Source organism: Vibrio gazogenes, assembly GCF_023920225.1.
Classification (GTDB): Bacteria; Pseudomonadota; Gammaproteobacteria; order Enterobacterales; family Vibrionaceae; genus Vibrio; species Vibrio gazogenes.
Genome location: NZ_CP092587.1, coordinates 384,764 through 401,128, shown reverse-complemented (window position 1 = coordinate 401,128; position 16,365 = coordinate 384,764). Strand labels below are relative to the sequence as shown.

22 protein-coding genes are annotated in these 16,365 nt (G+C 45.0%); 14 read left to right on the top strand and 8 right to left on the bottom strand.

The window, feature by feature from the left end; all coding sequences use genetic code 11:
* The first annotated feature begins 13 nt into the window (after positions 1 to 13).
* On the top strand, positions 14 to 478 hold the full coding sequence (gene pyrI / locus MKS89_RS01880) for an aspartate carbamoyltransferase regulatory subunit (RefSeq protein WP_021019068.1): 465 nt from the start codon (positions 14 to 16) through the stop codon (positions 476 to 478).
* Between the two features lie 86 nt (positions 479 to 564).
* Positions 565 to 951, top strand: a complete 387-nt coding sequence (locus MKS89_RS01875; RefSeq protein WP_072958938.1) for a RidA family protein — start codon at positions 565 to 567, stop codon at positions 949 to 951.
* A gap of 114 nt (positions 952 to 1,065) precedes the next feature.
* Here MKS89_RS01875 and MKS89_RS01870 read toward each other — a convergent pair whose 3' ends face one another.
* From MKS89_RS01870 to mlaF, 8 genes are all read right to left on the bottom strand, one after another.
* The gene (locus tag MKS89_RS01870; RefSeq protein WP_072958941.1) at positions 1,066 to 1,809 is read right to left on the bottom strand and encodes a 1-acylglycerol-3-phosphate O-acyltransferase; all 744 of its coding nucleotides are present in this window, start codon (positions 1,807 to 1,809) and stop codon (positions 1,066 to 1,068) included.
* Positions 1,810 to 1,902: 93 nt separating this feature from the next.
* On the bottom strand, positions 1,903 to 3,168 hold the full coding sequence (murA, locus tag MKS89_RS01865; protein WP_072958944.1) for a UDP-N-acetylglucosamine 1-carboxyvinyltransferase: 1,266 nt from the start codon (positions 3,166 to 3,168) through the stop codon (positions 1,903 to 1,905).
* A gap of 9 nt (positions 3,169 to 3,177) precedes the next feature.
* A complete protein-coding gene (gene ibaG, locus MKS89_RS01860; RefSeq protein WP_072958947.1) occupies positions 3,178 to 3,432 on the bottom strand; it encodes a BolA family iron metabolism protein IbaG in 255 nt (84 codons plus the stop codon).
* A gap of 17 nt (positions 3,433 to 3,449) precedes the next feature.
* A complete protein-coding gene (locus tag MKS89_RS01855; RefSeq protein WP_072958950.1) occupies positions 3,450 to 3,758 on the bottom strand; it encodes an STAS domain-containing protein in 309 nt (102 codons plus the stop codon).
* On the bottom strand, positions 3,755 to 4,393 hold the full coding sequence (gene mlaC, locus MKS89_RS01850) for a phospholipid-binding protein MlaC (protein ID WP_072958954.1): 639 nt from the start codon (positions 4,391 to 4,393) through the stop codon (positions 3,755 to 3,757). The genes MKS89_RS01855 and mlaC overlap by 4 nt, the downstream gene beginning before the upstream one ends.
* A 3-nt stretch (positions 4,394 to 4,396) precedes the next feature.
* A complete protein-coding gene (gene mlaD / locus MKS89_RS01845; protein ID WP_072958957.1) occupies positions 4,397 to 4,906 on the bottom strand; it encodes an outer membrane lipid asymmetry maintenance protein MlaD in 510 nt (169 codons plus the stop codon).
* Between the two features lie 2 nt (positions 4,907 to 4,908).
* Positions 4,909 to 5,700, bottom strand: a complete 792-nt coding sequence (gene mlaE / locus MKS89_RS01840) for a lipid asymmetry maintenance ABC transporter permease subunit MlaE (protein WP_072958960.1) — start codon at positions 5,698 to 5,700, stop codon at positions 4,909 to 4,911.
* Positions 5,690 to 6,493, bottom strand: coding sequence for a phospholipid ABC transporter ATP-binding protein MlaF (gene mlaF, locus MKS89_RS01835; RefSeq protein ID WP_072958962.1), 804 nt, complete (start codon positions 6,491 to 6,493; stop codon positions 5,690 to 5,692). Before mlaF ends, mlaE begins: the two co-directional genes overlap by 11 nt.
* A gap of 545 nt (positions 6,494 to 7,038) precedes the next feature.
* Here mlaF and MKS89_RS01830 point away from each other — a divergent pair.
* The 12 genes from MKS89_RS01830 to mgtE all read left to right on the top strand — a co-directional run bounded on the left by MKS89_RS01830 (position 7,039) and on the right by mgtE (position 16,308).
* Positions 7,039 to 8,004: a calcium/sodium antiporter gene (locus MKS89_RS01830; protein ID WP_072958965.1), complete on the top strand. Its 966-nt coding sequence runs from the start codon at positions 7,039 to 7,041 to the stop codon at positions 8,002 to 8,004.
* Positions 8,005 to 8,025: 21 nt separating this feature from the next.
* Complete coding sequence (gene kdsD / locus MKS89_RS01825; RefSeq protein WP_072958967.1) at positions 8,026 to 8,997, top strand: arabinose-5-phosphate isomerase KdsD; 972 nt, start codon at positions 8,026 to 8,028, stop codon at positions 8,995 to 8,997.
* A complete protein-coding gene (gene kdsC / locus MKS89_RS01820) occupies positions 8,997 to 9,554 on the top strand; it encodes a 3-deoxy-manno-octulosonate-8-phosphatase KdsC (protein WP_072958970.1) in 558 nt (185 codons plus the stop codon). The genes kdsD and kdsC overlap by 1 nt, the downstream gene beginning before the upstream one ends.
* A complete protein-coding gene (gene lptC, locus MKS89_RS01815; protein ID WP_072958973.1) occupies positions 9,551 to 10,114 on the top strand; it encodes an LPS export ABC transporter periplasmic protein LptC in 564 nt (187 codons plus the stop codon). The genes kdsC and lptC overlap by 4 nt, the downstream gene beginning before the upstream one ends.
* Positions 10,095 to 10,592, top strand: coding sequence for a lipopolysaccharide transport periplasmic protein LptA (gene lptA / locus MKS89_RS01810; RefSeq protein ID WP_072958976.1), 498 nt, complete (start codon positions 10,095 to 10,097; stop codon positions 10,590 to 10,592). Before lptC ends, lptA begins: the two co-directional genes overlap by 20 nt.
* Before the next feature lie 3 nt (positions 10,593 to 10,595).
* Positions 10,596 to 11,321 carry an LPS export ABC transporter ATP-binding protein gene (gene lptB, locus MKS89_RS01805; RefSeq protein WP_021019053.1) on the top strand — a complete coding sequence of 242 codons (726 nt, stop codon included), beginning with the start codon at positions 10,596 to 10,598 and terminating at the stop codon, positions 11,319 to 11,321.
* Positions 11,322 to 11,394: 73 nt separating this feature from the next.
* Complete coding sequence (locus tag MKS89_RS01800) at positions 11,395 to 12,867, top strand: RNA polymerase factor sigma-54 (RefSeq protein ID WP_072958979.1); 1,473 nt, start codon at positions 11,395 to 11,397, stop codon at positions 12,865 to 12,867.
* Positions 12,868 to 12,893: 26 nt separating this feature from the next.
* Positions 12,894 to 13,181: a ribosome hibernation promoting factor gene (hpf, locus tag MKS89_RS01795; RefSeq protein ID WP_072958982.1), complete on the top strand. Its 288-nt coding sequence runs from the start codon at positions 12,894 to 12,896 to the stop codon at positions 13,179 to 13,181.
* Between the two features lie 2 nt (positions 13,182 to 13,183).
* Complete coding sequence (gene ptsN / locus MKS89_RS01790) at positions 13,184 to 13,633, top strand: PTS IIA-like nitrogen regulatory protein PtsN (RefSeq protein WP_072958985.1); 450 nt, start codon at positions 13,184 to 13,186, stop codon at positions 13,631 to 13,633.
* Between the two features lie 18 nt (positions 13,634 to 13,651).
* Positions 13,652 to 14,518, top strand: coding sequence for an RNase adapter RapZ (gene rapZ / locus MKS89_RS01785; protein WP_072958987.1), 867 nt, complete (start codon positions 13,652 to 13,654; stop codon positions 14,516 to 14,518).
* Between the two features lie 40 nt (positions 14,519 to 14,558).
* Positions 14,559 to 14,837, top strand: coding sequence for an HPr family phosphocarrier protein (locus MKS89_RS01780; RefSeq protein WP_072958990.1), 279 nt, complete (start codon positions 14,559 to 14,561; stop codon positions 14,835 to 14,837).
* Between the two features lie 112 nt (positions 14,838 to 14,949).
* Positions 14,950 to 16,308, top strand: a complete 1,359-nt coding sequence (gene mgtE, locus MKS89_RS01775; RefSeq protein ID WP_021019047.1) for a magnesium transporter — start codon at positions 14,950 to 14,952, stop codon at positions 16,306 to 16,308.
* Positions 16,309 to 16,365: the final 57 nt, after the last annotated feature.

Below are 16,365 nucleotides of genomic sequence, written 5' to 3'. Positions count from 1 at the left end.
GGAGTAACTGATCATGCCAAAAGATTCACAATTACAGGTAGAAGCCATTAAAAATGGAACTGTTATCGACCATATCCCTGCACAAATCGGCATCAAGGTGTTGAAGCTTTTCGATATGCATCAATCCTCGCAAAAGGTGACTATCGGCCTCAATCTGCCTTCATCAGCATTAGGCATTAAAGACTTGTTGAAGATCGAGAATGTGTTCATTAACGAATCTCAAGCCAACAAACTGGCGCTGTATGCACCTCATGCCACCGTCAACCAAATTGAAAACTACAAAGTTGTCAAAAAACTCGCGCTGAAACTACCACAACGTATAAATAATGTTTTTGCTTGCCCAAATACCAACTGTATCTCCCATGATGAACCTGTAGAAAGTAGTTTTAGCATTGTGGAGAAGAAGCATGATATTCGGTTGAAATGTAAGTATTGTGAAAAGGTTTTCTCAAGAGAAATTGTCACAGAGCGTACTTAATCCTACGCCAGCGATTGAGGCTTTACCTCAACTCTGAATCAAGGCAAACTGACCTTTCTGAAGCAACATGTAATGGATAGAAAACAATGACAAAAGTAATTCATACGGAATCAGCGCCAGCAGCTATCGGCCCCTACGTTCAAGGTGTTGATTTGGGTAATCTCATCATGACATCCGGACAAATCCCGGTAAACCCGGTGACAGGCGAAGTACCGGTCGAGATTGCAGCACAAGCTCGCCAGTCTCTGGAAAACGTCAAAGCAATTATTGAGTCGACTGGTTTAACGGTGGCCAATATTGTGAAGATGACAGTTTTTGTCAAAGATCTGGGTGACTTTGCAACCGTCAATGAAGTCTATGGCAAGTTTTTCGATGAACATGACGTTGCAAACTATCCGGCTCGGTCTTGCGTTGAAGTCGCACGTTTACCCAAAGATGTTGGAATTGAAATTGAAGCTATCGCTGTGCGTTAAGCCGATTTAGTGTATCTGGTTTGGTTGAATAGACTGATACGCCTACATCGAAAAAGAAAAAGGTTGATAGCAATATCAACCTTTTTCATCACTAAGATAAACGCGTCGTTCGTATCAGTTCGTCACTGATCCTCGGCCTTGATTTAAAACAGAGACTTCTTGATCCAATAACTCAAGTTTCTCTTTCATCACTCGATGAGATTCCTTAGCCAAGCGACGCACATCTTCTTTTTGCATGCCTTCCGTCGAAATCGGTGCCATCATCTCAACAATCACATGGCCGTTATTCCAGCGGTTTAATTTCAGATGATTGGTTGAACTACACACAATCGGTACAACCGGCACACCCGCAGCAATTGCCGCATGAAATGCACCGACTTTAAAAGGCAATAATCCACGTCCACGAGAGCGTGTCCCTTCCGGAAACATCCACACAGAAACACGATTGTTTTTGACACTATCGACCACCTGATCAATCGTACCTTTCGCTTTTGCTTTATTGGCGCGATCAATCAAGATGTTGCCCGTCAGCCAATAGAGCTGCCCAAAGAAAGGAAGCCATACCAGACTTTTCTTCCCAACCGTAACCACTCTCGGTGTCACAGCCGCAGAAACGGTAAACATATCCCAGTTACTCTGATGATTAGCGATATAGATACTTTGCGTCTGCTGAAGAGCATTCTCCGGCAAACGTAACTCAAGCTTAACTCCGAAAATCCGGGACATTCGAGCAAACAACCGCCCAAATGTATAAACATGCTTCGGATTACGGGGACTCAACAAACAGTAACCGCATCCGAAGACAAACATGAATAGCGCAAATATCACGACAGCTAATACACGTAATAGTGCAATCATTCTGTTCTCCTACAAGAGCTCCCCTCCATACGGGCAGCTCCATACAATAAAAAAGCCGAAACACGACGGTTTCGACTCAGTCCAACATATTGATTAACCGGCGTCACTGAACCGTTCAATACGAGCGCCCAGTGCGGATAATTTATCTTCAATACGTTCATATCCGCGATCGATGTGATAAATTCGATCAACAATGGTTTCACCTTTGGCAATACATCCGGCAATCACCAGACTGGCTGATGCACGTAAGTCGGTTGCCATGACCTGAGCTCCGCTCAATTCCTCAACATCACCACAGATAACGGTATTGCCTTCGATCTCAGCTCTCGCTCCCATTCGCATTAACTCAGGCACATGCATAAATCGATTCTCAAAAATCGTTTCTGTAATCACACCACCGCCTTTTGCCATGATATTGAGCAACGTGAACTGCGCTTGCATATCAGTCGGAAAGCCCGGGTGCGGTGCCGTCCGAACCGATACCGCTTTCAATGTTCTTCCGGTCATATCCAGCGAGATCCAGTCCTCACCGATTTCAATCAATGCACCGGCTTCTTCCAATTTCGCTAAGACTGATTCAAGCAGATGCGCATGCGTATTGCGACAAACGATTTTGCCACCAGAAACGGCTGCTGCGACCAAAAATGTACCGGTTTCAATCCGGTCAGCCACAACGGTATGTTTACCACCGCCTAACCGTTCAACCCCTTCGATGGTGATTGTATCCGTTCCTGCACCAGAAATTTTTGCCCCCAATGTGTTCAAAAACATTGCAGTATCAACAATTTCCGGCTCACGTGCGGCATTATCTAAAACAGTCACGCCTTCAGCCAGTGTTGCCGCGCACATCACGGTGATTGTCGCACCGACACTCACTTTATCCATGACAATATGTGCGCCTTGCAAACGACCATTCACAGTCGCTTTCACATAGCCGTCTTCCAACACGATTTTAGCGCCCAGTTGCTCTAGCCCCTGAATATGTAAATCCACAGGGCGCGCACCAATCGCACAACCGCCTGGCAGAGAAACCTGTCCTTGACCAAAACGGGCAACCAGTGGGCCCAACGCCCAAATGGAGGCGCGCATCGTTTTGACTAAATCATAGGGTGCACAGTATTGATTGATATGGCTGGGATCAACGTGCACTGAACCATTTCTTTCTACTTTTGCGCCTAACTGCTGCAATAAAGCCATGGTTGTATCAATGTCACGCAGATGGGGAATATTGGCGACTTCAACCGGTTCCTGAGCCAGAATTGATGCAAACAAAATCGGAAGCGCTGCATTTTTAGCCCCGGAAATAACCACTTCTCCCTGCAAAGGTCGGTCTGATCCGGTTACTCGAAATTTTTCCATGAATCAACCTTACAAAGACATCAGTTTTTTATCGCGTTCCCACTCTGCCGGGGTGTAGGCTTTGATGGAAACGGCATGAATTTCATTACGCTGAATATATGTCATTAAGGGGGTATAGATGATCTGCTGTTTCTTCACTCGGCTCACGCCATCAAAGCACTCATCAACTGCGATCACTTCAAAATGGCTGCCTTCCCCTTTAACATGGATTTCGTGAAGATGAAGTGCCTCATCTAAAATCTCTTGTACTTGTGCACTATCCACTATCTACCCCTAATTACTTATTCTGAAATATGGTTTGTTACGAGCGACTCAACGTTACTTAACTGAAATAACATGTGAAGTTGCTCTGGCACGAAACTGAGCATTATATGACAGTTTCGTTTTTTTGCATGTTCTATTAGGTGGATCAGCAATACCATGCCTGCGGAATCGACCCGTACCACATTTTCAAGTGAAAGCATGATTTGCTCATCAGTTGGCTGCCACTGCTGCAGAAACTGCCACAGTCCGGGGACAGTTTCCCGATCCAGCGCCCCACTTAACTCAATCTTACCCTGCTCAAGCGGATGCCACTGCGGATGTGTCATGACTTTTTCTTCTCAATTGTTATGGGTTGCTGAGAGAGATCTTTCAATTCATTTGCCACAGCTAATATACCATCGTTATTAATTTTACCACTCCACTCCGAGCGTTTACTAGATAGCATACTGATACCTTCAGCTATCATATCGAAAGCCTGCCATTCGCCCGCCTTCGATTTTCTCAGTTTAAATTCAAGTTTAATATCAGGATTCGGTGTATCGATAATGTTGACCATCACGGTCGTAATCCGGTCTGTTGCATCAATCTTCGGCGCCGGTCCGAATTGAATGTCTTGATCACTGTATTGCGTTAAAACCTGCGCATAACTACTAATGAGATATCCTTGAAACGCATCGATAAATGCCAGTACATCATCTCTTTTAGCACCCTTCAAGTAAGGACCTAACAGTTTTAGTGCCGCGTACTGGTAGTTGACATAAGGCATCAGTTCATCTTTGACGATCACTTTCAGGTAGTTCGGATCCTGATGAATTTTACCTTGTTCGGATTTCAAACGCTGAAACGTCTTTTCTGACACTTGCTTCATCATCTGATAAGGATTGTGCATATCAATGGTTTCCGCCTGACTGGTCATAGAACAGAACAAAACCACCAGTAACATCATATAGCGCATTAACATCCCTTACTCCTTCGTACCTGCCTGATTTTTATTATCATTACCGGAATTACCACTCCGATAGAGGAATTGCCCGATCAGATTTTCCAGCACTAATGCAGACTTCGTATCTTCAACCTTATCGCCATTACCCAGCAACTCGGTTTCATCTCCCCAGACAAATCCGGGTACTAAACTAATATACTGTTCACCAATCAACCCGGATGTCAAAATCTGCAGACTAGACGTCGCGGGAAATTCTTTATATTGACTGCTGATTGATAATTTTACCATCGGCTTCAATGACTGTGGATCCAAACTGATGTCAGACACCCGACCGATAACCACACCGCCGACCTTAACAGGAGAACGGATTTTCAAACTGCCAATATTGTCAAACTCTGCGGTCAGTTGGTAAGTATCATCCGCTCCCAGACCTTTTACATCAGCGACTTGAAAAATCATCACCAAAATTGCGCAAATTCCGGCAATAACGAAAGTGCCCACCCAAAATTCTATTTTTCGTGTTTGTTGCATGTTTAGTTCCCAAACATCAGTGCAGTTAAAACAAAATCAAGACCTAAAACAGCGAGAGACGAATAGACCACTGTTTTTGTTGTCGCTCGACTGATACCTTCAGAGGTCGGCATCGCATCATACCCATTAAACAGAGCAATCCATACGACGGTAAAAGCAAACGCAAAGCATTTCACCATACTGTTACCAATATCATGACCCAACTCGACGGTTGCCTGAATGGTTGACCAGAAACTCCCATCGTCAATCCCTTTCCAGTCCACACCAACCAATTGTCCACCCCAGATACCGACAGCCATAAAGATCATCGCCAAGACTGGCATTGAAATCACACCAGCCCAAAACCGAGGTGCGATAACGCGCTTCAATGGATCAACAGCCATCATTTCAAGACTCGACAACTGCTCGGTGGCTTTCATTAACCCAATTTCAGCCGTCAGGGCCGAACCTGCTCGTCCGGCAAATAACAAGGCGGTCACAACCGGCCCTAATTCGCGTAATAACGATAGAGAAACCAGTGTTCCCAAACTACCTTCTGCCCCATAATCGACCAGAATGACATACCCCTGCAAACTCACAACCATGCCGATAAACAATCCCGACACAATGATAATAGCCATGGATAGCACACCGACACTATAGATTTGCTTGACGAGCAGCGGAAAGTTCTTCACTGGGTGAGGCCGGCTCAGTAACGCACCAAGCAACATAAATGTCGCACGACCAAATGCTTCACAGATATCAAATGTTCTCCGCCCGGTGTGAACGGCAAACTGAATAAAACTAGCCAACATGAAATAGGTCCTTCTCAAGTGATGGCGCAGGATAGCGGAAAGGAACCGGTCCGTCAGCTTCACCCTGTAAAAACTGTCTGACCCGGGGATCATTGTTCTGTCTCAATGATTCGGGTGAACCTTTGGCAATGACTTTCCCGTCGGCGAGAATATATACCCAATCCGCAATACTCATCACTTCCGGAACATCGTGAGAGACAACAATCGATGTGATCCCCAAAGCCTGATTCAGATGACGAATCAATTCAACCAATACGCCCATGGTCATTGGATCCTGTCCGACGAATGGCTCGTCAAACATAATCAACTCGGGATCCAGTGCAATTGACCGAGCAAGTGCGGCACGACGTGCCATCCCACCAGATAACTCACTCGGCATCAGATGCGCTGCACCTCGTAAACCGACCGCTTCCAACTTGAGCAATACCAACGTACGAATGAATGTTTCACTCAGCTCGGTATGCTCGCGTAGCGGGAATGCCACATTTTCGTACACATCCAGATCGGTAAATAACGCACCGGACTGAAATAGCATACTCATTTTCTTGCGTGCCTGATAAAGCTTGCTGCGCCCCAAAGCCGGGATATTTACACCATCAAACCAGATTTCTCCGGATTCAGGCAGCAGTTGCCCGCCAATCAAACGGAGCAAAGTTGTTTTCCCAATACCTGAAGGCCCCATAATCGCGGTGACCTTTCCCTGAGGGACGTGGAGTGACACATCATCAAAAATCTTTCTGTCACCACGAGAAAACGTCAGATTGTTAATCGTTACCAGATCAGACTCGGACATACACAGCCTATCGTTCCTTTCCTATGTTCAATTATTCATGACGTCATGCATCATGAACAAAAAATGCAATAATAAGTATAATTTCAAAAATTTAAAGCACTGCATCATGATGCAACTGACCTCATCACGCCTTTAAAACATCAACGCTGAGCATCACGCCAGACGAGCTGTATCATACCATCACTGGCGCAAGAATCATTGCCTTACTTTATTGCATCAAATCTTATTGCATCAAATCTCGTCCCATCGCCCTGTCGAAAAAACAGACAACCCGCACCAGTTTGACATCCCTATTTTCCATTTTGATGGTAATATGCTCTTCCTTTGTCAGGGCGCCTACAGGTGTCCGACAAATATAGATAGAGAATACCATCCGGTCACTGACATAATTTGCTGAACAACATTTTGAATTCACTCAGAAAGAGAAATGAATCTAAATCTGCAATTTTTTGGTGAATAAATGAATAGGTTTCACTTTTCTTTTGCAAACCAAAACGTCAAAATCGACGGTTAAATATTTTTATCTTTACCCACTAGGAATACACATGCTTACAGCTGTTGCTTTATTGATTGTCGGACTCATCTTACTGGTATGGAGTGCAGATCGGTTGGTTTTTGGCTCTGCAGCGCTGGCACGCAATGTTGGGATTTCACCGTTGGTGATTGGTATGACGATCATTGCAATGGGCTCATCAGCGCCAGAGATGATGGTTTCTGCAACAGCAGCGCTCGCCAACAAGACCGATACCGCTGTTGGTAATATTCTGGGTTCGAATATTGCCAACATCGCATTAATTCTAGGTATAACGGCTCTCATTAAACCATTATCGATTAACTCAGAACTGCTACGCAGAGAACTTCCATTCATGATTGGAGTCACATTATTATCTGGTGTGATTCTTTGGGATGGACACCTTGGTTTCTACGAAGGCGTCTTGCTATTTGTGGTGTTTGCCATATTTATTCTGGCAATGCTCAAAATCAGTCGCAGTGAAAGCAATCAGAAAGATCGGCTTCTGGCTGAACAAGAGTCGGAAGTACCAGAAGGTATCAATAGTAAAATAGCGCTGTTCTGGGTCATTGTCGGTCTGATTCTATTACCACTGTCTGCTGAGATTCTCGTGGATAATGCCGTCATCATTGCCAAATACTTTGGTATGAGTGATCTTGTTATCGGTCTGACAATTATTGCAATTGGAACCAGCCTGCCTGAACTCGCCGCCTCACTGGCTGGGGTATTGAAAGGTGAAGATGATATGGCAGTGGGGAATATTATCGGTTCGAATGTGTTCAACATTCTAGCGGTGATGGGTATCCCCGGTATTCTGAATCCTTCAATTATCAGCGAACATGCCATGGGAAGAGACTTTTGGGTCATGTTGGGGCTTTCTCTGCTTCTGGTCTTGATGGCATTAGGAAAATCACGAAGCATCAACAGAATCGAAGGATTTATTCTGTTCGCTATATTTATTATTTATCAGACTTATTTGTTCATGAATATGGGCGCGTAATAAAAAAGAACGGAGTTGAGAATGTCACAACTGAACTACACTCAGTCGGCAAAACAGGTTTTAAATATAGAAATAAAATGCTTACAACAAATAGAACAATATATTGATGAGCATTTCAGCCAAGCCTGCGACATGATTCTGAGTAATACACAGGGCAAAGTCATTGTCATGGGCATGGGCAAATCCGGTCATATCGGTAAAAAAATGGCTGCAACCTTCGCGAGTACCGGAACACCATCATTTTTCGTTCATCCGGGCGAAGCCGCTCACGGGGATCTTGGCATGATCTCTGATGGCGATATCGTGATTGCAATCTCCTATTCGGGAGAATCATCAGAGATACTGCCGCTGTATCCGGTATTAAAGCGTCGCTCGATTCGCATCATCAGTATGACCGGTAATCCGCAATCCAATATGGCTAAACTTGCGGATATCCATTTACAAGTCTCCGTCTCGGAAGAGGCTTGTCCGTTAGGGCTTGCACCAACATCCAGTGCCACTGCAACGCTGGTGATGGGCGATGCTCTTGCGATTACGCTCTTACAAGCGCGCGGATTCACTCAGGAAGACTTCGCACTCTCACATCCGGGAGGCGCCTTGGGTCGTAAATTGTTACTCAAACTGGGTGACATTATGCATTCCGGTAATCAACTACCTCTCGTCAGTCCTGATGCTTTGATTCGTGATGCCTTGATGGAGATCAGCCAAAAAGGGTTAGGCATGACAGCCGTGGTTGATCAACAACAAAAACTACTCGGTATTTTTACCGATGGCGATCTCAGACGAATTTTAGACAAACGTATTGATATTCACAGTACAAAAATTTGTGATGTGATGACCCAAAACCCAACCATTGCATCACCTCATATTCTTGCCGTTGAAGGGCTAAATTTAATGCAAGAAAAACGAATCAACGGTTTGATGTTAATTGAAAACGGCCAACTGGTCGGTGCTCTCAATATGCACGACCTTCTCAAAGCAGGAGTGATGTAGTGACAGGTATGGTTGAAACACTTTATGGCTCAGTGACGTCATCTATTTGGGAAGTAGCAAGCCGAATCCAATTACTTATCTGTGATGTTGATGGTGTTTTTTCCGATGGCCGAATCTATTTAGGTAATCAGGGGGAAGAGCTGAAAGCCTTTCATACTCGAGATGGCTATGGCATAAAATCGCTGATGAATGCAGGTATTGAAGTTGCAGTTGTGACCGGCAGACACTCAAAAATAGTCGAAAGCCGAATGAAAGCTCTGGGGATTTCACTGATTTATCAGGGGCAAGATGATAAAGTGAGCGCATACACTGACATTTGTCAAAAAACGCAGATCTTACCGGAACATACCGCTTATATCGGTGATGATTTGATTGATTGGCCAGTTATGGAGCGAGTTGCGTTAAAAGTTTGTGTTGCCGACGGTCATCCATTACTGGTCAAAAGAGCAAACTACGTCACGACAATTTCAGGCGGCCATGGTGCTGTACGGGAACTCTGTGATTTAATCTTACAGTCCCGGGGTGAGCTGGAAATGCACAAAGGTTTGAGTATATGAGTCTGGCTCGTACGATCTATATACTCTTATTTTTCATTATCTGCTGGTCAATTTACTACCTGCTCGATAATGAAAGAAAAGCGAATGTACAAGTAGCGCCGAATACGGAGCTACCGATGTTTAGTGGCGAACATCTTTCAAATATTTCGTATGGTGCAGACGGTGTGAGAAGTTATACCATCACATCAACGCATCTGGATTATTATGCCAAAAGCGGCAACACCATATTCGATCATCCGATTTTACAGGTTTACCGCAATGGGCGGGTCATTGAATGGAAAGTGACGGCCCAACGGGGAATTCTGACAAAGAATAAAATATTAACGCTTTACGACAACGTGATTGGTAAAAACTTACTTGAGAATTCCAGTTTTGAATCACTCGAAACAGCAAAACTCAGTATGCAATTGGATAACCGTGATTTTTGGACAGACACACCCGTCTTACTGAAAGGTCCACTATTTGAAACACAAGGTCAGGCGATGAAAGGCAATTTTGCCGATCATAGCGCCTTACTTTATAACCATGTACAGGGTAGATATGAAAATCTCGCACCTTAGTTTGCTCGCTTGTCTATTTATCTCAAGCGGCGCTTTGGCATTATCAACAGATACCGAACAACCGGTCTACATCGATTCGGATAGTCAGCAACTTGATTTAAAAAGTAATCAGGTGACGTTTATGGGCAATGTAACCCTCAAACAAGGAAGCATCAATATTCATGCTGACAAATTAATCGTGACTCGAAATCCTCAAGACGGACAGATTGAGGCAATTCAGGGGTTCGGTGATCTGGCCACGTTTTCTCAGTTGACCGATGAAGGGAAAACCCTCTATGGCGAAGCTAAGAAACTCAATTATCAAATGGCTGCGGATCAATTGACCATGACAGATAAAGCAATGCTGTCACAAGATGACAGTGTGATTCGGAGTACCAAAATCCGTTATAAGATTTCTGCACAAAAACTTATTGCAGACGGAAATTCAAACGAGCGCGTATCAACAGTCCTACAACCGCAGGCAACAAATAAAGAATAAACCATGGCCATACTAAAAGCAGAGCATTTAGCCAAAAGCTATAAAAAGAGAAAAGTCGTCTCTGATGTCAGTCTACAGGTCGAGTCAGGACAAATTGTCGGCTTACTTGGTCCAAACGGTGCAGGCAAGACAACATCGTTTTACATGATTGTCGGCCTCGTCGCCCGCGATGAAGGTTCGATCCAAATTGATGACCAAGACATCAGTGTGCTGCCCATGCACCAGCGCTCTCGCATGGGCATCGGTTACCTGCCACAAGAGGCTTCTATTTTTCGTAAACTTTCCGTTGAAGACAACATCATGGCGGTGTTGCAAACACGGGAGAAAATGTCACGCGAGGAGCGTCAGGACAAACTCGAAGACTTGCTGGACGAATTCCATATCGGACACATTCGCTATAGTGCAGGTATGGCTCTCTCCGGTGGTGAACGACGCCGCGTAGAAATCGCTCGCGCCTTGGCTGCCAACCCACAATTCATTTTGTTGGATGAACCGTTTGCCGGAGTTGACCCCATTTCAGTCATTGATATCAAAAAGATTATTGAACACCTCCGGGATCGGGGACTCGGCGTTTTGATTACTGACCATAATGTCAGGGAAACCTTGGATGTTTGTGAAAAAGCCTATATCGTAAGCCAAGGAAACCTAATCGCAGAAGGAACACCTCAAGAAGTTCTCAATAACGAACAGGTCAAACAGGTTTATCTCGGAGAACAATTCCGTCTATGATTAAAACAAGAACGGGATTTTGGCCGGACAAACATCAAAATACGGCAACACAGAATAAGGCAATCGAAACTGAATGAAACCGTCACTACAACTCAAGTTAGGTCAACAGTTAGCCATGACACCTCAGTTGCAGCAAGCGATTCGATTGCTGCAACTTTCGACGTTAGATCTCCAGCAAGAGATTCAGGAAGCACTCGATTCCAACCCACTACTTGATGTTGAAGATGCACAGGATGAAGTCAATTCCCAAGAAGAAAAAGCAGAAGCGTTAAAAGAAGCAACTGCGGATGTGGTCGATAGCGAGCCGGAGCCACAAGACAGTTCAGAAATGATTGAAAAATCAGAAATCAGCAATGAGCTTGAAATCGATACAACTTGGGATGATGTATACAGTGCCAATACAGGTAGTACCGGTATTTCACTCGATGAAGATACGCCGGTCTATCAGGGCGAAACCACGCAAACACTACAAGATTACCTCCTGTGGCAATTAGATTTAACCCCCTTCAGTGACACGGATCGAGCCATTGCTCTGGCACTCATTGATGCCATCGATAACTACGGCTACCTGACACTCTCTCTTGAAGACATTCTGGAAAGTGTTCAAAGTGAAGAAGAAGACGATATCGAGCTGGATGAAGTCGAGGCGGTCAGAAAACGCATTCAGCAATTTGATCCTTTAGGTGTTGCCTCCGTGAATCTACAGGACTGCCTGTTATTGCAACTGGCAACATATCCCTGTGATACGCCATGGCTCAACGAAGCCAGACGCCTGCTGACGGATCATATTGATCAATTGGGAAACCGAGATTACAAACTGATCCAAAAAGAAGCAAAGCTAAAAGAAGATGAATTACGAGCCGCTTTGCAACTCATTCAAGAACTCAACCCACGTCCAGGGAATGATATTCATGCAGAACATGCGGAATATGTCATTCCAGATGTTTCGGTCTTCAAAGACCGGGGGAAATGGGTCGTCACCATCAATCCGGACAGCATGCCAAGACTAAAAATCAATCAGCAATATGCAGCGCTGGGGCGGGGAAATGGCGCAGACAGTAATTATATCCGAACGAATTTACAAGAGGCAAAATGGTTAATTAAAAGTTTAGAGAGTCGAAACGAGACGTTGCTCAAAGTTGCCAAGTGTATAGTTGAACATCAACACGATTTCTTCGAGTATGGGGAAGAAGCAATGAAACCGATGGTTCTGAATGATGTCGCCCTTGCCGTTGACATGCATGAATCAACCATCTCACGGGTCACAACCCAAAAGTTTATGCATACCCCTCGGGGCATATTCGAGTTGAAGTACTTTTTCTCTAGCCATGTCAGTACCGACAATGGTGGAGAATGTTCATCAACCGCAATTCGTGCACTGATTAAAAAACTGGTAGCCGCAGAAAATCCGGCCAAGCCACTCAGTGACAGTAAAATTGCAACACTACTAGCTGATCAGGGGATTCAGGTCGCTAGACGTACCATTGCAAAGTACCGAGAGTCTTTGGGTATATCCCCATCGAGTCAGCGTAAACGCCTGCTATAGCGAGGCTCAACAGAGAAGGAAAGTCTATGCAAATCAACATTAATGGCCACCACATTGATCTGACCGATTCAATGCAAGACTATGTTCACTCAAAATTTGATAAACTTGAGCGTTTTTTTGACCATATCAACAGCATACAGGTCATCTTACGTGTTGAAAAACTTCAACAAATCGCTGAAGCGACGCTTCATGTTAATCAAGGCGAGATCCATGCGACCGCAGAAGATGAAAACATGTATGCAGCAATCGATAATCTGGTTGACAAGTTAGTCCGTCAGCTGAATAAGCATAAAGAAAAATTAAGTAGTCATTAATCATGCAACTCAATGAAGTTCTATCTCTGGACTGCACGAAAAGTGCAGTCCAATGTTCGAGCAAAAAGCGAGCATTAGAAATCATCAGTGAAATCGCAGCCAATTATACGGGTAAGAATGCTACCGAACTGTTTGAAAATATGCTCTCCCGAGAAAAAGTAGGTAGTACCGGCATCGGTAACGGCATTGCCATTCCACATGCAAGAATGACATTGAGTGAAAATGCGGTGGCAGTTCTCATTCAATGTGAGGAACCAATTGGTTTTGATGCCATCGACAATCGCCCTGTTGATATTCTATTTGCCTTGTTTGTACCGGAAGATCAATGCCAAATTCATTTAAAAACTCTCGCTCAAATGGCTGAACGACTGAATGACAAACAAGTATTAAAGCAGCTTCGTAAAGCTGAAAACGATCAAGAACTTTATGATATCATGGTCAACCAGTCCTGATTTTCTGAGTATGTCACGATGCGCTTAATTGTTGTTAGTGGTCAATCCGGTGCCGGTAAGAGTGTCGCCTTAAGGGTGCTGGAAGATCTTGGATACTATTGTGTCGATAACCTCCCCATTGATTTATTGGATGCTTTCCTTCAATCGGTGCAGGGTAGCAAGCAGAATGTGGCAGTCAGTATTGATATCCGTAACTTACCCCGCGACCCATCACTGCTCAGCGAGACTTTCCTCTCACTGAAACAGTCCGTCTCGCATAATGTCAATGTCCTGTTCCTTGATGCCACCGAAGATACACTACTCAAACGCTATAGCGAAACCCGCCGGATCCATCCGCTCTCCTTACACAACAGTAATTTAACGCTGGCACAAGCCATCGCTCAAGAAAAACGCATCCTCGCACCGTTGAAACAACAGGCCGATATGCTGCTCGACAGTACCGATAAATCGATTCATGAGCTGAGTGAAACCATTCGTATGCGAGTCGAGGGAAGAGAGCGTAAGAATTTGATTATCGTCTTTGAATCTTTTGGCTTTAAATATGGCTTACCCAATGACGCTGATTTTGTTTTCGACGTTCGTTTTCTGCCCAATCCCCACTGGCAACCTGAATTACGTGCATTTACCGGACTTGATGCGCCCGTAAAATCGTTCTTGGAACAACACTCCGATGTGATTGACATGCGCCAGCATATTCAGTCATTTATTGATTATTGGCTCCCTTCTTTAGAGAAGAATAATCGGAGTTATCTGACCATAGCCATTGGCTGTACCGGTGGAAAACACCGTTCTGTCTATCTGACTCAACAAATCGGTGAATACTTCTCCCAACTTGGGCATCAGGTACAAATTCGCCATACGTCTCTTGAACAACATCACTCCTGAAACCAACACTTCTTGAGACAAGCCAACAGAGGATCATGCAATGCCACAGCTCAGTAAAACGGTTTTAATTCAGAACAAGCTAGGACTTCATGCCAGAGCGGCCGTTAAACTTGTGGAACTGGCAGAATCATTTGATGTCATCCTGACCATTCGTAGTCAGGAAGGAAAAGAAGCCACCGCTGATGGTGTTATGGGACTACTGATGCTTGAGTCCGCTCAAGGACAATATGTCACTATTTCAGCAGAAGGCAGTGAAGCAGAGCCGGCATTAGACGCGGTTTGCTGTTTGATCGAAGATAAATTCGAAGAAGAAGACTAACCGACTATTTCAACGCAAAATAAATTTCATCCTGTAATAACTTCTGATTAAATCAGGCATAGAATTAAGTTACTATGTCACTTACATAATAAATACAACACAGGGGGAAGTTATGGCAGAGCATATTGAGTTTGATCAGGCTCACCTTACCCTCCGGGAAGTCACAGAAGCTTTAGAAAATGGTCGTTTTGTCCATGTTCGTCGCCAACTTCAGGACATGGAACCAGAAGATATTGCTCATCTTCTGGAAGCCTCACCGCGTAAAAGCCGTAATGTCCTCTGGCAACTGACCGACCCAGAAGACTACGGTGAAATCCTCGATGAACTCAGTGAAGACGTTAAAGACGCACTGGTGTCAAAAATGGCACCGGAACGGCTGGCAGAAGCAACTGAAGGCATGGATACCGATGACCTTGCTTACGTGTTGCGAAGTCTGCCTGATGGTCTCTCCCGAGAAATTTTATCCCAGATGGATAATGTCGACCGTTTACGGGTCGAAATGGCGCTGTCATATCCGGAGGATACAGCCGGTGGACTGATGAACACCGACTTCGTCACGATCCGCGGCGATGTGGATGTGGATGTCGTGCTCCGTTATTTACGGATGAAAGGTGAGTTGCCACAGGCAACCGATGCTCTATATGTGATTGATGAAGAGAGTAAACTCATCGGTCACCTCTCGCTTTCCAGCTTATTAACCAGTCAGCCGGATATCCGTATCTGCGACATTATGGAAGATGCTGATGAAGCGATTCAAGTCGATGCTAAAGATTCTGACGTTGCCAGCTTGTTTGAACGTCGAAACTGGGTCTCCGCGCCAGTCGTTAATGCTGAACAACACCTGTTAGGCCGGATCACCATTGATGACGTGGTCGATGTCATCCGTGAAGATGCCGAGCACTCAATGATGAGTTTAGCGGGGATGGACGATGAAGAAGATACGTTCGCACCGGTCATGAAATCGGCCCGTAAACGGAGTGTCTGGCTGGGGGCGAATGTCCTTGCAGCGCTGGCAGCAGCGTCAGTCTCCAATATGTTTGAGACCACGCTCGAACAGATGGCTTCGATCGCAGTGCTGATGACCATTGTTCCCTCGATGGGCGGGGTTGCAGGCAACCAAACCATTGCTCTGGTGATCCGCGGGCTGGCTTTGGGACACATCGGTGACAGTAACAAACGAGAACTACTTCTCAAAGAAGCGGCTGTCGGTCTGCTCAACGGTTGTCTATGGGCTTTGCTGATTGGCGGTATTGTCGTGCTATGGAAGGGTAACTGGTTACTTGGCGGCATTATTTCCGCAGCGATGTTGACCAACCTGACGGTCGCGGGTATTGCCGGGGTGACCATTCCGATCATCCTTAAAAAGATGAAAATTGACCCGGCACTCGCTGGCGGTATGGCTCTCACCACCGTCACCGACGTGATTGGCCTGTTCGTGTTCCTCGGACTGGCAACCATTTTTATTGCATGATGTCTTAATCATATAAGCTTTACGGTATTGTGCTCTTTTAGCAACGAAGTGGCCTTA

Coding starts and splice junctions, on each gene's coding strand:
- mlaF (WP_072958962.1), bottom strand. CDS start 6,493: ATGTCCGAGTCTGATCTGGTAACGATTAACAATCTGACGTTTTCTCGT.
- hpf (WP_072958982.1), top strand. CDS start 12,894: ATGCAAATCAACATTAATGGCCACCACATTGATCTGACCGATTCAATG.
- mgtE (WP_021019047.1), top strand. CDS start 14,950: ATGGCAGAGCATATTGAGTTTGATCAGGCTCACCTTACCCTCCGGGAA.
- MKS89_RS01800 (WP_072958979.1), top strand. CDS start 11,395: ATGAAACCGTCACTACAACTCAAGTTAGGTCAACAGTTAGCCATGACA.
- kdsD (WP_072958967.1), top strand. CDS start 8,026: ATGTCACAACTGAACTACACTCAGTCGGCAAAACAGGTTTTAAATATA.
- MKS89_RS01780 (WP_072958990.1), top strand. CDS start 14,559: ATGCCACAGCTCAGTAAAACGGTTTTAATTCAGAACAAGCTAGGACTT.
- MKS89_RS01875 (WP_072958938.1), top strand. CDS start 565: ATGACAAAAGTAATTCATACGGAATCAGCGCCAGCAGCTATCGGCCCC.
- pyrI (WP_021019068.1), top strand. CDS start 14: ATGCCAAAAGATTCACAATTACAGGTAGAAGCCATTAAAAATGGAACT.
- mlaE (WP_072958960.1), bottom strand. CDS start 5,700: ATGTTGGCTAGTTTTATTCAGTTTGCCGTTCACACCGGGCGGAGAACA.
- lptB (WP_021019053.1), top strand. CDS start 10,596: ATGGCCATACTAAAAGCAGAGCATTTAGCCAAAAGCTATAAAAAGAGA.
- rapZ (WP_072958987.1), top strand. CDS start 13,652: ATGCGCTTAATTGTTGTTAGTGGTCAATCCGGTGCCGGTAAGAGTGTC.
- MKS89_RS01855 (WP_072958950.1), bottom strand. CDS start 3,758: ATGACACATCCGCAGTGGCATCCGCTTGAGCAGGGTAAGATTGAGTTA.
- ptsN (WP_072958985.1), top strand. CDS start 13,184: ATGCAACTCAATGAAGTTCTATCTCTGGACTGCACGAAAAGTGCAGTC.
- mlaD (WP_072958957.1), bottom strand. CDS start 4,906: ATGCAACAAACACGAAAAATAGAATTTTGGGTGGGCACTTTCGTTATT.
- murA (WP_072958944.1), bottom strand. CDS start 3,168: ATGGAAAAATTTCGAGTAACCGGATCAGACCGACCTTTGCAGGGAGAA.
- lptA (WP_072958976.1), top strand. CDS start 10,095: ATGAAAATCTCGCACCTTAGTTTGCTCGCTTGTCTATTTATCTCAAGC.
- mlaC (WP_072958954.1), bottom strand. CDS start 4,393: ATGTTAATGCGCTATATGATGTTACTGGTGGTTTTGTTCTGTTCTATG.
- MKS89_RS01830 (WP_072958965.1), top strand. CDS start 7,039: ATGCTTACAGCTGTTGCTTTATTGATTGTCGGACTCATCTTACTGGTA.
- lptC (WP_072958973.1), top strand. CDS start 9,551: ATGAGTCTGGCTCGTACGATCTATATACTCTTATTTTTCATTATCTGC.
- MKS89_RS01870 (WP_072958941.1), bottom strand. CDS start 1,809: ATGATTGCACTATTACGTGTATTAGCTGTCGTGATATTTGCGCTATTC.